Source organism: uncultured Streptococcus sp., from assembly GCF_963521865.1.
Classification (GTDB): domain Bacteria; phylum Bacillota; class Bacilli; order Lactobacillales; family Streptococcaceae; genus Streptococcus.
Window position 1 is genome coordinate 1 of record NZ_CAUQWY010000037.1, and the last position, 15,679, is coordinate 15,679.

At 41.7% G+C, this 15,679-nt stretch carries 16 protein-coding genes; 9 read left to right on the forward strand and 7 right to left on the reverse strand.

Annotated features, from left to right (window positions below; translation table 11 throughout):
- The first annotated feature begins 241 nt into the window (after positions 1–241).
- The gene (locus RWO85_RS08440) at positions 242–964 is read left to right on the forward strand and encodes a pseudouridine synthase (protein ID WP_314415301.1); all 723 of its coding nucleotides are present in this window, start codon (positions 242–244) and stop codon (positions 962–964) included.
- Between the two features lie 110 nt (positions 965–1,074).
- Complete coding sequence (gene pepC / locus RWO85_RS08445) at positions 1,075–2,409, forward strand: aminopeptidase C (RefSeq protein ID WP_314415303.1); 1,335 nt, start codon at positions 1,075–1,077, stop codon at positions 2,407–2,409.
- Positions 2,410–2,463: 54 nt separating this feature from the next.
- Here pepC and RWO85_RS08450 read toward each other — a convergent pair whose 3' ends face one another.
- From RWO85_RS08450 to RWO85_RS08470, 5 genes are all read right to left on the reverse strand, one after another.
- A complete protein-coding gene (locus RWO85_RS08450) occupies positions 2,464–3,375 on the reverse strand; it encodes a PTS system mannose/fructose/sorbose family transporter subunit IID (RefSeq protein ID WP_000136858.1) in 912 nt (303 codons plus the stop codon).
- A gap of 14 nt (positions 3,376–3,389) precedes the next feature.
- Complete coding sequence (locus RWO85_RS08455; RefSeq protein ID WP_001280328.1) at positions 3,390–4,202, reverse strand: PTS mannose/fructose/sorbose transporter subunit IIC; 813 nt, start codon at positions 4,200–4,202, stop codon at positions 3,390–3,392.
- Positions 4,203–4,276: 74 nt separating this feature from the next.
- Positions 4,277–5,266, reverse strand: a complete 990-nt coding sequence (locus RWO85_RS08460; RefSeq protein WP_314415305.1) for a PTS sugar transporter subunit IIB — start codon at positions 5,264–5,266, stop codon at positions 4,277–4,279.
- A 245-nt stretch (positions 5,267–5,511) separates the two neighbouring features.
- Complete coding sequence (gene adhP, locus RWO85_RS08465; RefSeq protein ID WP_102210849.1) at positions 5,512–6,531, reverse strand: alcohol dehydrogenase AdhP; 1,020 nt, start codon at positions 6,529–6,531, stop codon at positions 5,512–5,514.
- A gap of 338 nt (positions 6,532–6,869) precedes the next feature.
- The gene (locus RWO85_RS08470; RefSeq protein ID WP_314415307.1) at positions 6,870–7,682 is read right to left on the reverse strand and encodes a Cof-type HAD-IIB family hydrolase; all 813 of its coding nucleotides are present in this window, start codon (positions 7,680–7,682) and stop codon (positions 6,870–6,872) included.
- A 189-nt stretch (positions 7,683–7,871) separates the two neighbouring features.
- Here RWO85_RS08470 and RWO85_RS08475 point away from each other — a divergent pair, with 189 nt between their 5' ends.
- From RWO85_RS08475 to folK, 6 genes are all read left to right on the forward strand, one after another.
- Entirely contained in the window at positions 7,872–9,290 is a 1,419-nt protein-coding gene (locus tag RWO85_RS08475) for an NCS2 family permease (protein WP_314415309.1), read from the forward strand.
- A 57-nt stretch (positions 9,291–9,347) separates the two neighbouring features.
- The gene (locus RWO85_RS08480) at positions 9,348–10,055 is read left to right on the forward strand and encodes a CPBP family intramembrane glutamic endopeptidase (RefSeq protein WP_314415311.1); all 708 of its coding nucleotides are present in this window, start codon (positions 9,348–9,350) and stop codon (positions 10,053–10,055) included.
- A gap of 94 nt (positions 10,056–10,149) precedes the next feature.
- Positions 10,150–11,130 (forward strand): dihydropteroate synthase, encoded by a 981-nt coding sequence (gene folP / locus RWO85_RS08485; RefSeq protein WP_000240976.1) that lies wholly within the window; start codon positions 10,150–10,152, stop codon positions 11,128–11,130.
- Between the two features lies 1 nt (position 11,131).
- Positions 11,132–12,454, forward strand: coding sequence for a folylpolyglutamate synthase/dihydrofolate synthase family protein (locus RWO85_RS08490; RefSeq protein WP_314415312.1), 1,323 nt, complete (start codon positions 11,132–11,134; stop codon positions 12,452–12,454).
- Positions 12,435–12,989: a GTP cyclohydrolase I FolE gene (gene folE / locus RWO85_RS08495; protein WP_000380920.1), complete on the forward strand. Its 555-nt coding sequence runs from the start codon at positions 12,435–12,437 to the stop codon at positions 12,987–12,989. Before RWO85_RS08490 ends, folE begins: the two co-directional genes overlap by 20 nt.
- A 157-nt stretch (positions 12,990–13,146) precedes the next feature.
- A complete protein-coding gene (gene folK, locus RWO85_RS08500; RefSeq protein ID WP_063876821.1) occupies positions 13,147–13,959 on the forward strand; it encodes a 2-amino-4-hydroxy-6-hydroxymethyldihydropteridine diphosphokinase in 813 nt (270 codons plus the stop codon).
- A 75-nt stretch (positions 13,960–14,034) separates the two neighbouring features.
- Here the strand turns inward: folK and RWO85_RS08505 are convergent, their stop codons facing one another.
- Both RWO85_RS08505 and RWO85_RS08510 read right to left on the reverse strand, forming a co-directional pair.
- The gene (locus RWO85_RS08505) at positions 14,035–14,157 is read right to left on the reverse strand and encodes a hypothetical protein (protein ID WP_000693002.1); all 123 of its coding nucleotides are present in this window, start codon (positions 14,155–14,157) and stop codon (positions 14,035–14,037) included.
- 6 nt (positions 14,158–14,163) lie between these two features.
- Positions 14,164–14,481, reverse strand: a complete 318-nt coding sequence (locus RWO85_RS08510) for a DUF960 domain-containing protein (RefSeq protein ID WP_000886035.1) — start codon at positions 14,479–14,481, stop codon at positions 14,164–14,166.
- A gap of 237 nt (positions 14,482–14,718) precedes the next feature.
- On the opposite strand from RWO85_RS08510, the gene ccpA reads away from it, so the two are divergent.
- Positions 14,719–15,679 (forward strand): catabolite control protein A (gene ccpA, locus RWO85_RS08515; RefSeq protein ID WP_314415314.1); only part of this gene is annotated, 961 nt, incomplete at its 3' end.

A 15,679-nucleotide genomic window follows, 5' to 3' on the forward strand; every position in this document is an offset into this window, starting at 1 on the left:
TTTGAGGTTGCAGATAGAACTGACGAAGTCAGCTCAAAACACTGTTTTGAGGTTGCAGATAGAACTGACGAAGTCAGCTCAAAACACTGTTTTGAGGTTGCAGATAGAACTGACGAAGTCAGTAACATATACCTACGGCAAGGCGACGTTGACGCGGTTTGAAGAGATTTTTGAAGAGTATGAAACGAAAAGGAGGTTGGCCATTGTACCAGCCTCCTTTTGAGTATGATATAATAGTTCTATGAGATTAGATAAATTTTTAGTTGCCTGCGCTGTGGGAAGTCGGACTGAGGTCAAAAACTTGCTCAAGGCTGGGCGCGTGATGGTAAATGGTAAAAAGGAAAAATCAGCTAAATTGCAGATTGATGAAGGAAGAGATGAGATTTGCTTTGATGGGCAGGTGCTGGAGTATGAAGAGTTTGTCTACTACATGATGAACAAGCCCCAAGGTGTTATTTCAGCGACTGAGGACCCCAAGCATAGAACCGTTCTGGACTTGTTGGATGACTTGGCTCGGAGCAAGGAAGTTTTCCCAGTAGGGCGCTTGGATATTGACACGCATGGTCTTTTGCTCTTGACTAATGACGGCCAACTTGCCCATGCTCTGCTTTCACCCAAGCGTCATGTAGACAAGACATATCTGGCTCAGGTCAAGGGAATGATGACCCAAGAAGATGTGGAGACATTCGCTAAGGGAATTCCTCTTAAGGATTTTACCTGTCAGCCTGCTAGACTGGAGCTTGTATCCATAGATACAGAAAAGAATCAAAGCCAAATCCGTGTGACCATTGCAGAAGGGAAATTTCATCAGGTCAAGCGTATGGTGGCATACTGTGGCAAGGAAGTAGTGGACCTACAGCGTTTGACTATGGGAACTTTAGTTTTGGATGAGAATTTACAAAGAGGAGAATGGCGTCGTTTGACCAAGGAGGAATTGGAAAATCTTCTTGCGAGTATTGCTTAATTGGATTTATATTCGAAAAGGTGAGGAAGAATATCCTTACCTTTTATGTTTTTCAGTTGCTTACTTTTTGAAAAGCGTTATAATAGACTGTAGAATAAAAGGAGGAATCTATGAACGCGATTCAAGAATCATTTACTGATAAATTATTTGCCAACTATGAAGCAAATGTCAAATACCAAGCGATTGAAAATGCTGCTAGCCACAACGGAATTTTTACAGCTCTAGAACGTCGCCAAAGTCATGTAGACAATACACCTGTTTTCTCATTGGATTTGACCAAGGACAAGGTAACCAACCAGAAAGCGTCTGGTCGTTGCTGGATGTTTGCAGCTCTCAACACCTTCCGCCACAAACTTATCTCTCAATACAAATTGGAGAATTTTGAGTTGTCACAAGCCCACACTTTCTTCTGGGACAAGTATGAGAAATCAAACTGGTTCTTGGAGCAAGTAATTGCGATTGCAGACCAAGACCTAACTAGCCGTAAGGTTAAATTCCTACTTCAAACCCCTCAACAAGATGGTGGTCAATGGGATATGGTCGTTTCCCTCTTTGAGAAATACGGTGTTGTTCCCAAGTCAGTTTATCCTGAGTCTGTTTCATCTAGCAGTAGCCGTGAGCTAAATGCAATCCTTAACAAATTGCTTCGTCAAGATGCTCAAATCTTGCGTGACTTGCTTGCTTCTGGCGCAGACCAAGCGGCTGTTCAAGCTAAGAAAGAAGACCTCTTGCAAGAAATCTTTAACTTCCTTGCAATGTCTTTAGGACTTCCACCACGTAAGTTTGATTTTGCTTATCGCGATAAGGATAACAACTACCAAAGCGAAAAGGGCATTACACCACAAGAGTTTTACAAGAAATATGTCAATCTTCCTCTAGAAGACTATGTTTCTGTTATCAATGCTCCAACTGCTGACAAGCCTTACGGCCAATCTTACACAGTTGAGATGTTAGGAAATGTGGTTGGTAGTCGTGCAGTTCGCTACATCAACGTTCCAATGGAGCGCTTGAAAGAATTGGCGATTGCCCAAATGCAAGCAGGTGAGACTGTTTGGTTTGGTTCAGATGTCGGCCAGCTCAGCAACCGTAAAGCTGGAATCCTTGCGACAGATGTTTATGACTTTGAATCAAGCATGGACATTAAACTCACTCAAGATAAGGCTGGACGTTTGGATTACAGCGAAAGCTTGATGACTCACGCCATGGTCTTGACAGGTGTTGACTTGGATGAAAATGGCAAGTCAACCAAGTGGAAGGTTGAAAACTCATGGGGAGACAAGGTCGGTACAGATGGTTACTTTGTTGCCTCAGACGCTTGGATGGACGAATATACTTACCAAATCGTTGTCCGCAAGGAATTGCTGACAGCAGAAGAACAAGCTGCCTATGAAGCAGATCCAATCGTGTTAGCACCTTGGGATCCAATGGGAGCCTTGGCTGAATAAAAACATAGAAAAAAGGAATCAGGTTTAGAACCTGGTTCCTTTTGAATTTCTTGATTACATGATACCGAAGAAACGAGCTGCGATACCTACTGCAAAGAGTGCAAGGATGATTGAGATTGGTGATACTTTTTTCTTAAGCAACCACATGCAAAGAAAAGTAAGGAGAAGTCCCATCAATCCTGGAATCAATGAGTTCAACTGACCTTGAAGAGTTTGTGGTTGAATCTTATCTAGGCTCAATCCACCAAGTGCTTGACCAAGGATACCTTTCAATTCAGCACCTGATACAGGACCTTCTGGGAAGTTGATGTAGGCACCTTCAGCCAATTGTTTACCAGGAAGGTTAACAGTGAAGTTAATCGATACCCAACGTTGTACAAGAACGGCAAGGATGAACATACCAAGGATAGAAGCACCTTTAGTGATGTCTTTCAAGATACCACCAGACATGTCTTTAGTGATTTCAGAACCAGCCTTGTAACCAAATTCTTGTGTGTACCATAGGAAGGCCATACGGATCGCATTCCATCCGAAGAAGAAGAGAAGTGGACCAACCAAGTTACCAGATGCAGCAAGTGATGCACCAAGGGCTCCAAGGATAGGACGAACTGTAAACCAGAATACTGGGTCACCGATACCAGCAAGAGGTCCCATCATACCGATTTTAACCCCTTGGATAGCAGCGTCGTCGATTTCAACACCGTTCGCACGTTCTTCTTCAAGTGCAAGAGTAACCCCCATGATTGGAGCAGCTACGTATGGGTGAGTGTTGAAGAACTCAAGGTGACGCTCAAGAGCAGCAGCTTGGTCTTCTTTAGTAGTGTACAATTTTTTGATAGCTGGGATCAATGAATAAGCCCAACCCAAGTTTTGCATACGCTCGTAGTTCCAAGAACCTTGAAGGAATTGTGAACGCCACCAAACTTTTTTACGATCTGATTTTGATAATTGAAGTTTTTCAGTCATGATTGTTCCCCTTTCTAGTAGTCTTCTAGGATATCACCGATTGGGTCGTTAGAAGTCGCAGCTCCGCCGCCACCGTTACCACCTTGTTTTGAAAGGTTAAGGTAGATGAAGGCAAGGGCAACACCGACTACACCAAGGGCAATCAAAGTCAATTGAGAAATGGCAGCAAAAGCAAAACCGATTGCGAAGAATGGCCATACTTCACGAGTTGCCATCATGTTGATAACCATAGCGTAACCAACGGCAACGACCATAGCACCACCGACAGCCATACCACCGTTCAACCAGTCTGGCATCAATTTAAGAGCATCTTGAACGGCAGAAGCTGGGATAGCGATAAGGAAGGCAGCAGGGATAGCAATACGAAGACCTTGAAGAAGAAGTGCGATAAAGTGAGCACGTTCAACAGCTGCAATATTTCCTTCTTTAGCAGCAGCATCTGCAGTGTGAACCAAACCAACTGAGATTGTACGAACAATCATTGTCAAGAAAAGTCCAGCTACGGCAAGAGGGATAGCTGTTGCTGTTGCAACGGCGATACCTTCAGTAGTAAAGTTACCACCTTTGATCAAGATGATTGCTGCGGCAACAGATGCAAGAGCAGCGTCAGGAGCTACGGCAGCTCCGATGTTTGCCCAACCAAGGGCAATCATTTGAAGTGATCCACCAAGCATAACACCTGCTTCGAGGTTACCAGTTGCAAGTCCGATAAGGGTACATGCGACGATTGGTTGATGGAATTGGAATTGGTCGAGGATACCTTCAAGACCTGCAAGGAAGGCAACAACTACAACCAAGACAGCAGAAATAATTGAAATATCTGACATGGTTTTATTCCTTTTCTATTTAATGATAATAAAGTGAAAAAATTTCTTAGAATTCTTCTATAGTTTGATATTTGTTATTGAACGTTGGCTTTGCTAATCAAGTCAAACAAATCTTTTTTGGTGTCGTTTGGTACTTTACGTACATCAAATTCAACACCGAGGTCACGCATTTTCTCAAATGTAGCAACATCTTCTTTGTCCATAGACAGAACGTTGTTGATCATTGTTTTACCAGTTGAGTGAGCCATTGATCCTACGTTAAGAGTCTTGATTGGCACGCCACCTTCAATTGCACGAAGGGCATCTTGAGGTGTTTCAAACAAGACAAGGGCATGAGTTTCTCCAAAACGTGGGTCTTTTGAAACCTCAATTAATTTTTGGATTGGTACAACATTGGCTCTTACTCCGTTAGGAGCAGCTTGTTTAATCAATTCTTTACGAAGATCGTCGTTGGCAACGTTATCTGAAGCAACGATGATACGGTCTGCTTTTGAATCTGGAGTCCAAGCAGTTGCAACCTGACCGTGAAGGAGACGTGTGTCAAGACGGGCAAGATTGATTTTTAGTTTACCGTCACCGATAACAGTTCCTTCTGGAATAGCAGCTTGGGCAACTGGAGCAGCCGCAGCACTTGCAACTTCTTCAACTGGATTTAACTCTTCTGGAAGAGCTTTGATGCCATCTTTGGCTTCTTTGATAATATTCGCAGCGACTTTTTCCACACCTGCTGTAGCGTCCATGAGGCGCTCTGTATAGGCTTGGATTAACATCGGTAAGTTAAGTCCTGTGATGATGGCAAACTTACGATCAGGATTTTCTCCCATCACGCGACTAGCTTGGTTGAATGGAGAACCACTCCAAAGGTCAGCCAAAACTAGCACCTCATCTTCTGCGTCAAATGCAGCCACAGCGTTGTTAAATTTAGCATATAGGTCATCTGGACCTTCATTTGGCATAAAGGTTACAACTTGAACCTTTTCTTGTTCACCAAAGATCATAGATCCTGACTGATGAATACCCGCAGCAAATTCGCCGTGGCTCGCAATAATGATTCCGATACTCATTATTGTCATTCCTCCTTATAAAATGTTGTGCCCATTGTTTAAGAAAACTTTAAGACTAGATTAGTATAAATCGTTTTCATAAAAAAATCAACTATTTGATATATAATTTTTTTTAAAATAAAATACAGATGTTTTAAAATGTTGATATATAAATATTTTCGAGGAGAGAATATTTTTTATTTTAAAAATTTAATATAAAAAAGTTGGAAGAAGCATCCAACTTTTTTATATAGATTTTCATTGAATTAGTTTGTGAAATCAAGTACCATACGTCCTTGGATTTGACCTTTTTCCATTTCGTCGAAAATTGCCACAGCATCTTCTACTGGACGTTTTTGAACAACTGGAACTACTAAACCTTCTGCACCGAATTGGAAGGCTTCTTCCAAGTCTTTACGAGTTCCTACAAGAGAACCGATGACTTGGATTCCATCTAGAACGGTTTTGACGATGCTGAGTTCCATCATTTCAGAAGGAAGACCAACAGCGACGACGCGACCACCAGCACGAACGGAGTCAACAGCCTGGTTGAAGGCAACTTTAGATACAGCAGTTACGACAGCTGAGTGAGCACCTCCATCAGTTTTTTCCTTGATGAGTCCAGGTACATCTTCAACTTCGAGACCGTTAATAACGATATCAGCACCGACTTCTTTTGCAAGGGCAAGTTTGTCGTTATTGATATCAACTGCGATGACATGAGCATTGAATACTTTTTTAGCATATTGAACAGCGAGGTTACCAAGTCCACCAGCACCGTAAAGAACAACCCATTGGCCTGGTTCAACTTTGGCCTCTTTAATAGCTTTATAGGTTGTTACACCAGCACATGTGATAGAAGAAGCTTGGGCTGGATCAAGTCCGTCAGGAACTTTAACAGCATAGTCTGCAGTTACGATACATTGTTCGGCCATACCACCGTCTACTGAGTAACCAGCATTTTTTACTGTACGGCAAAGGGTTTCGCGACCAGTTGTACAGTATTCACAAGTACCACACCCTTCAAAGAACCAAGCAACGCTGACACGGTCGCCAACTTTAAGGCTTTTAACATCTGGGGCAATTTCTTTAACGATACCAACACCTTCGTGTCCTAGGACGCGTCCTGGTACTTGACCAAAGTCACCATGGGCAACGTGGAGGTCAGTGTGGCAAACACCACAATATTCAATTTCTACAAGTGCTTCCCCAGTTTCAAGTGGACGGAGTACTTTTTCTTCAACAGCAACACCAGTGCTTTCTGGATTTACAACAACAGCTTTCATAGCTATCCTCCTTGATATTAACTGAGAGCAGGAGAAACAGGACTGGATTGATTTTGTGTCAACAGAGTCGAGTATGACGAGCTCTCTTGTATTTATATGTGAAGTATATCACAAAAGAAAGCTTTTTCCAAGGTTTTGGAGGCAAAAAATAGAACAATCGATTAACTGGTTGATGAGACTGTGAAAAGAACACAAAGACCAGCTCGCAAGCTGGCCATACTCTTCGAAAATCTCTTCAAACCACGTCAGCTTCATCTACAACCTCAAAGCAGTGCTTTGAGCAACCTACGGCTAGCTTCCTAGTTCGCTCTTTGATTTTCATTGAGTATCAGTATAGGTTATAAGAATAAGTCTTGTAGGGTTTTGGCAACCCCATCTTGGTCATTGGTCAGGGCAATCTGCTCATCTGCATAAGGGAGTAGCTCTGGATTAGCATTTTTCATGGCATAGCCCTTCCCAGCAAAAGCTAGCATTTCGGTATCATTGTGTTCGTCTCCAAAGGCAATCAAATCCTTTTTATCACGGTTCATTACCTTGAGCAAGTAGTCCAAAGCAAAGGCCTTGTTGACACCTTTTGGGGTACACTCAAGGATATTGAGCGGGCCTCCCCAGGTATTGATAGAAAGTTGATGCTGGTAGAAGGCGTTCATTTCTTTTGCCAGGGCATACTTGTCACTGGCTCTGGTCTGCAGCAGAATACAGTTAGGATCCTTGGTCACCAATTCAGGCTGGAATTGGTCTTCAGGTCGGAAAGCTTCTACGCCAAATAGTTTAGGATTGGCAATTTCTTCATTAGGATTTGTAATGTAGAATTTTTTACGGTATTCTCCAGCGATAAAATCGGCTTGAATGTCCTCAGAACGTCGAACCATGTCTAAAAGATATTTTTTGTCTACGGTTAAACACTTTTCAAAGTTCCAAACTTGGTCTGGCAAATGAGTGAGGGAGCCGTTGAAATTAATCATAGGAGTGTCTAAGCCTAGTTCACGGTAGAAATCTTTTGACATGCGGTAAGGGCGACCTGTCGTAATAATAACCTGATGCCCTTGTTCAGCAACTTTTTTAATGGTTTCTTTGGTAAAGTCAGAAATCTGACTGTCTGAGTTGAGCAGGGTTCCATCTAGGTCAACTGCAATAATTTTTTTCGTCATATGGACCTTTCTAGTGTCTTTCCAGATAAGATGTCTACTATTATAACAAAAAGCAGAGAGAAAAGCAGATTCCAAACAAAAAATTAAATTCCATCATTTTATTAAATAAATCAAACAAACATATTGAAAAAGTGAATGATAAATGATATAATTCTTTTATTGTTCGTAAAAATTAAAAGGAGATTGATAATGGACAAATTATTTAAACTAAAAGAGAACGGTACAGACGTTCGTACGGAGGTTCTCGCTGGTTTAACAACTTTCTTTGCAATGAGCTATATTCTCTTTGTAAACCCACAAATTCTTTCGCAAACAGGAATGCCTGCTCAGGGTATCTTCCTAGCAACGATTATTGGTTCTGTGGTAGGAACTCTTATGATGGCTTTTTATGCTAACTTACCATATGCCCAAGCACCAGGTATGGGACTGAATGCTTTCTTTACCTTTACAGTTGTCTTTGGACTTGGTTATTCTTGGCAAGAAGCTTTGGCTATGGTCTTCATTTGTGGTATTATTTCATTGATTATTACTTTGACAAATGTACGCAAAATGATCATTGAATCCATTCCTACTGCTCTTCGTTCAGCTATTTCAGCAGGTATCGGTGTCTTCCTTGCCTACGTAGGGATTAAGAATGCTGGACTTTTGAAATTTACGATTGATCCAGGTAACTATACTGTTATAGGAGAAGGTGCTGACAAAGCTCAAGCAACGATTGCAGCAAACTCTTCAGCGGTTCCAGGATTGGTTGACTTTAATAATCCAGCTGTTTTGGTGGCTCTTGCAGGACTTGCCATTACTATCTTTTTTGTCATCAAAGGCATTAAGGGAGGGATTATCCTTTCTATCTTAACAACAACAGTTCTTGCAATTGCAGTAGGTTTAGTTAATATTTCTAGCATTGATTTTTCAAATAATCACTTGGGTGCTGCGGTAGAAGATTTGAAGAAAATTTTTGGTGCAGCTCTTGGTTCAGAAGGTTTAGGAGCTTTGATTTCAGATACAGCTCGCTTACCTGAGACTCTTATGGCTATTCTGGCCTTCTCGTTAACAGATATTTTCGATACAATTGGTACTCTAATTGGTACTGGTGAAAAAGTTGGAATCATTGCTTCTAAAGGTGAAAACAAGGAATCAGTTAAATTGGACAAAGCTCTTTATTCTGATTTAATTGCTACAACAATTGGTGCAGTAGCTGGTACTTCAAACGTGACGACTTATGTTGAATCTGCTGCTGGTATCGGTGCAGGTGGACGTACTGGTTTGACAGCCTTGGTTGTAGCTATCTGTTTTGCAATTGCAAGTTTCTTTAGCCCACTTCTCGCTATCGTACCAACATCTGCTACAGCTCCAATCTTAATTATTGTTGGGATTATGATGTTGGCTAGCTTGAAAAATATTCATTGGGATGATATGTCTGAAGCGGTTCCTGCTTTCTTCACATCTATCTTTATGGGATTCAGCTACTCTATCACTCAAGGGATTGCAGTTGGTTTCTTGACTTACACTTTGACTAAGATTGTCAAAGGCCAAGCTAAAGATGTTCATGTCATGATTTGGATTTTGGATGCCTTGTTTATCCTTAACTATATCAGCATGGCCCTATAATAGAATTACCCAGGGGGATTTCCCCCTTTTTTTAATATAAAGTCTAGGAGATGAATGGTGGAAGAGAAAAGTATGTGGGAAGAATTATTGAATCGTGCAGGCTGGCTGTTAATCTTTTTGCTGGCGACAATTTTATATCAGATTCCTATAGGGGTTACTGCTATTTTAACTTTAAATGCAGTACCACTGTTACAGTCAGGACTGATAGTTGCTGGTATTTCGATTGTGGTTTTGGCACTATTTATTTTTGGAGCTCGTAAAACGCAATTAGCAAGTTTTAATTTTTCTTTTTTCAGAGCTAAGGATTTGGCACGCTTGGGCTTGAGTTATTTAGTTATTATCGGTTCAAATATACTTGGTTCTATCTTGTTACAACTGTCAAATGAGACGACAACAGCTAACCAGTCTCAGATTAACGATATGGTTCAAAATAGTTCTTTGATTTCCAGTTTCTTTTTGCTAGCCTTGCTTGCTCCGATTTGTGAGGAAATCTTGTGCCGTGGGATTGTTCCTAAAAAGATTTTCCGAGGCAAGGAGAACTTGGGATTTGTAGTAGGTACGATTGTGTTTGCTTTATTGCATCAACCAAGTAATTTACCTTCTTTATTGATTTATGGAGGAATGTCTATCGTTCTGTCTTGGACGGCTTACAAGACCCAACGTTTGGAAATGTCTATCTTACTTCACATGATTGTGAATGGGGTTGCTTTCTGTTTGTTGGCTCTTGTGGTGATCATGAGTCGGACATTAGGGATTTCTGTTTAAGATTTTTGACAATTGCTTACTTGTTTCTATTGGGAAAAAAGATGAATGCAATAGTGTCCATCTTTTTCTTTTTATGGTAAAATAGAGAAATAATATGGTGAAAAGCCTTGAGGGAGTGACCGATATGTCAACTAAAGTAAATCATGCAAAGACAGCTATTTGCGGAATTATCAATGTAACCCCAGATTCCTTTTCGGATGGTGGTCAATTTTTTGCTCTTGAGCAGGCACTCCAGCAGGCTCGTAAATTGATAGCAGAAGGGGCTAGTATGCTAGATATCGGCGGAGAATCGACTCGGCCGGGAAGTAGCTATAGCTATGTTGAGATAGAAGAGGAAATCCAGCGTGTTGTTCCAGTGATTAAAGCGATTCGCAAGGAAAGTGATGTCCTCATCTCTATTGATACTTGGAAGAGTCAGGTAGCAGAAGCTGCTTTGGCTGCTGGTGCCAATCTAGTTAATGATATCACTGGTCTTATGGGTGATGAGAAAATGGCGGAGGTGGTTGCTAAGGCTGGTGCGAAAGTGGTCATCATGTTTAATCCAGTTATTGCTCGACCTCAGCATCCTAGCTCGCTCATCTTTCCTCATTTTGGTTTTGGACAAGCTTTTACAGAGGAAGAGTTAGCTAACTTTGAAAAATTGCCAATCGAAGACTTGATGGAGACTTTCTTTGAACGTGCACTAGCGAGAGCAAATCAAGCTGGAATTGCACAAGAAAATATCCTGTTGGATCTAGGAATTGGCTTTGGTCTGACCAAGAAAGAAAATTTGCTTCTTTTACGGGATTTGGATAAACTACATCAGAAGGGCTATCCAATCTTTCTTGGAGTGTCGCGTAAGCGGTTTGTCATCAATATTCTTGAAGAAAATGGTTTTGAAGTCAATCCTGAGACAGAACTTGGTTTCCGCAATCGAGATACGGCTTCGGCTCATGTAACCAGTATCGCTGCAAGACAGGGTGTAGAAGTGGTGCGCGTGCATGACGTAGCCAGTCACAAGATGGCAGTTGAAATTGCATCAGCCATTCGATTGGCTGATGAAGCGGAAAATTTAGATTTAAAACAATATAAATAAGATGAAAGAAATTGAAAACAATCAGTGGATTGCTAACTACCGGACGGATCAACCGCATTTTGGCTTGGAACGAATGGTGGAACTGTTAGCTTTGCGCGGAAATCCCCATCTCAAACTCAAAGTCATCCATATCGGAGGAACCAATGGCAAGGGTTCGACCATTGCTTTTTTGAAAAATATGCTAGAAAAACTAGGGCTGAGAGTTGGTGTTTTCAGCTCGCCCTATCTCATTCATTATACAGACCAGATTAGCATCAATGGGGAATCTATCCCGGAGGCTAGACTAGAAGCCCTCATGGTAGACTATCAGTCTTTGCTGGAGGGAGAAGCGGCCGCTAATTTACAGGGCACAACCGAGTTTGAGATTATCACAGCCATAGCCTATGACTACTTTGCCTCAGAGCAAGTAGATGTGGCCATCATGGAAGTGGGCATGGGTGGACTCTTGGATAGTACCAATGTCTGCCAGCCTATTCTAACAGGCATCACGACTATTGGATTGGACCATGTAGCCCTTCTTGGTAACACTTTGGAAGCCATAGCAGAGCAGAAAGCTGGTATTATCAAACAAGGTATTCCCTTGGTGACAGGTCGTATCGCTCCAGAAGCTTTGGCTATGATTGACCGCATTGCAGAAGGGAAAGATGCTCCGCGACTTGCTTACGGGGCAAATTATCAGGTCAGCCATCAAAAGAGTGTGGTAACGGGTGAAGTCTTTGACTATACAAGTGCTGTCAGACAAGGTCGCTTCCAGACTGGCCTGCTTGGTTTGCACCAGATAGAGAATGCCGGGATGGCCATAGCTTTACTTGATACTTTTTGTCAGGAGGATGGCCGAGAACTAGCAAGCAATCACTTGCTTGCTCGAGCCTTGGAAGAAACAAGGTGGCCAGGACGTTTGGAAATCGTGTCGAGAGACCCCTTGATGATTTTGGATGGGGCACATAATCCCCATGCTATCAAGGCTTTATTGGCAACCTTGCAAGAACGCTTTGCGGATTATCATAAGGAAATCCTCTTTACCTGTATCAAAACCAAGGCCTTGGAGGATATGTTGGACTTGCTGGGGGCCATGCCAGATACCGAGCTTACTCTAACACATTTTGCGGATAGTCGGGCGACTGATGAAAGCGTGCTGAAAGAGGCAGCCAAATCTAGAAATCTCAACTACCAAGGTTGGCAGGATTTTCTAGAGCAGAAATTGATAGATAAAAAAGAAGAGAAACAAATAGTTAGGATTGTCACGGGTTCCTTGTATTTCTTGAGCCAAGTGAGATCCTATCTGATGGAGAGGAAGAACGAGAATGGATACACAAAAGATTGAAGCAGCTGTAAAAATGATTATCGAGGCTGTAGGAGAGGACACTAACCGCGAGGGCTTGCAGGAAACACCTGCTCGTGTAGCCCGTATGTACCAAGAGATTTTTTCAGGGCTTGGTCAAACGGCGGAGGAACATTTGTCAAAATCCTTTGAGATTATTGACGATAATATGGTGGTAGAAAAGGATATCTTTTTCCATACCATGTGTGAACACCACTTTTTGCCATTTTATGGTAGAGCGCATATTGCCTATATTCCAGATGGCCGTGTAGCAGGTTTATCTAAGCTAGCCCGTACGGTTGAAGTTTATTCGAAAAAACCGCAAATTCAAGAACGTTTGAATATCGAAGTGGCCGATGCCTTGATGGAGTATCTAGGTGCTAAAGGAGCCTTTGTTGTCATTGAGGCGGAACATATGTGTATGAGCATGCGTGGTGTCAGAAAACCAGGCACTGCAACCTTGACGACAGTAGCTCGAGGTCTATTTGAAACAGATAAGGACCTTCGAGATCAGGCTTATCGTTTAATGGGACTATAATACTCTTCGAAAATCTCTTCAAACTACGTCAGCTTCCATCTGCAATCTCAAAACAGTGTTTTGAGCAGCCTGCGGGTAGCTTCCTAGTTTGCACTTTGATTTTCATTGACTATAAAAAGAATCCGCTTCAAGCGGATTTTTCTAGAAAGGAATCATTATGGATCAACTGCAGATTAAGGATTTGGAAATTTTTGCCTATCATGGTCTTTTTCCTAGTGAGAAAGAATTGGGGCAGAAGTTTGTCGTTTCAGCCATCCTATCCTATGATATGAGCAAGTCGGCGACAGACTTGGATTTAACGGCCTCTGTCCATTACGGAGAACTGTGTCAGCAGTGGACGACTTGGTTTCAGGAAACGAGTGAAGATTTGATTGAAACGGTAGCTTATAAACTGGTGGAACGTACTTTTGAGGCTTATCCTCTTGTCCAAGAAATGAAATTGGAACTGAAAAAACCTTGGGCACCGGTGCATTTGCCACTAGATACTTGCTCGGTAACCATTCATCGCCGTAAGCAGCGAGCCTTTATCGCCCTAGGAAGCAATATGGGGGATAAGCGAGAAAACTTGAAACAAGCCATTGAGAAAATGCGAGCTCGAGGTATCCATATTCTCAAAGAGTCCAGTGTCTTGACGACGGAGCCTTGGGGTGGTGTGGAGCAGGATAGCTTTGTAAATCAAGTGATTGAAGTAGAAACATGGTTGCCTGCCCCAGTGCTATTAGAGACCTTGTTAGCCATTGAGTCAGAGATGGGACGGGTGAGAGAAGTGCATTGGGGGCCTCGTTTGATTGATTTGGATTTGCTCTTTGTGGAGGACCAGGTCATTTATACAGATGACCTTATCTTGCCTCATCCTTACATAGCGGAACGCCTTTTTGTCCTTGAGTCCTTACAGGAAATTGCGCCTCATTTTATCCATCCTATATTAAAGCAACCTATCCGCAACTTGTATGATGCTTTGAAAAAATAGAAAAACTCTAGTTTTCAGTCACTTGCAACTGAAGGCTAGAGTTTTTATACTCTTCGAAAATCTCTTCAAACCACGTCAGCTTCCATCTGCAACCTCAAAACAGTGTTTTGAGCTGACTTCGTCAGTTTCATCTACAACCTCAAAGCAGTGCTTTGAGCAACCTGCGGCTAGCTTTCTAGTTTGCTCTTTGATTTTCATTGAGTATTAAAATAGGTCATTTTCTTCTGGGAGGAGGATAGTTTCTCTACCGTCCATATCTAAAACTAGTACTCTCGGGGGATAAAGAGGGTCGAAAGGATGGTTAAAGTCAAAATCAATAGCTGTAGGGAGGTGTTGACTTGAAAAATGGAAGGTAATTTTTCCTTGGTTATTAAGCAATTGAAACTCGAGTTCTTCTTCCAATTCAAAGACATTTTTTAAGAAGTGGTCAATAATATACCAAAAAGAGTCAATGACATCATCAGGCAAGCTGGTAACAATGCCAAAACTAGCTGACCGCATGTGGGTATTGGTAAAAGCCATATTTCTGCCCCCTTTCTTTTCCCTTATCATACAGCAAATAGGATTAAAAATCAAGAAAAGGTGATTTTTTCTTCATAAACATCGTTTTCTATGAAATTTTTTTCAAACAATCTTCAAAAAATGCTTGAAAGTGTTTACAAATAGTGATAAAATGGAATAAGTAGAATCATGAAAACGAAATTTTCATACCGTCTCTTTTTTGGAGTCTCGTGAGGTATGATATAGAAAGGAAATGGAATGAATACAGACGATACAGTAACGATTTATGATGTCGCCCGTGAAGCAGGAGTTTCAATGGCGACAGTTAGCCGTGTAGTCAATGGTAATAAGAATGTAAAAGAGAATACTCGAAAAAAAGTGCTTGAGGTGATTGACCGTTTGGATTACCGTCCAAATGCAGTGGCGCGTGGTCTTGCAAGTAAAAAGACAACCACTGTTGGTGTCGTGATTCCAAATATTACCAATGGCTATTTCTCAACGCTTGCTAAAGGGATTGATGATATTGCTGAAATGTACAAGTACAATATCGTCCTTGCTAACAGTGATGAGGATGATGACAAGGAAGTTTCAGTGGTTAATACACTGTTTTCTAAGCAAGTGGATGGTATCATTTTTATGGGGTACCACTTGACTGAAAAAATTCGTTCAGAGTTTTCTCGTTCTCGAACACCAGTTGTTCTTGCAGGAACTGTGGATGTAGAACATCAGCTTCCAAGTGTCAATATTGACTACAAACAAGCAACGATTGATGCAGTAACCTACCTTGCTAAAGAAAATGAGCGCATTGCTTTCGTTAGTGGTCCACTAGTGGATGATATCAATGGTAAGGTTCGTTTGGTTGGCTACAAGGAAGCCTTGAAAAAAGCAGGTATTTCTTATAGCGAAGGATTGGTATTTGAGTCTAAATACACTTATGAAGATGGCTATGCCTTGGCAGAGCGTTTAATTTCATCAAACGCAACTGCAGCAGTTGTAACAGGTGATGAACTGGCAGCAGGTGTCTTGAACGGCCTTGCTGATAAGGGTGTATCAGTACCAGAAGAGTTTGAAATTATTACTAGTGATGATTCGCAAGTCTCTCGCTTTACCCGTCCAAACTTGACAACTATTGCCCAACCTCTTTATGATCTTGGAGCTATTAGCATGCGTATGTTGACTAAGATTATGCACAAGGAAGAGTTGGAAGAACGTGAAGTTC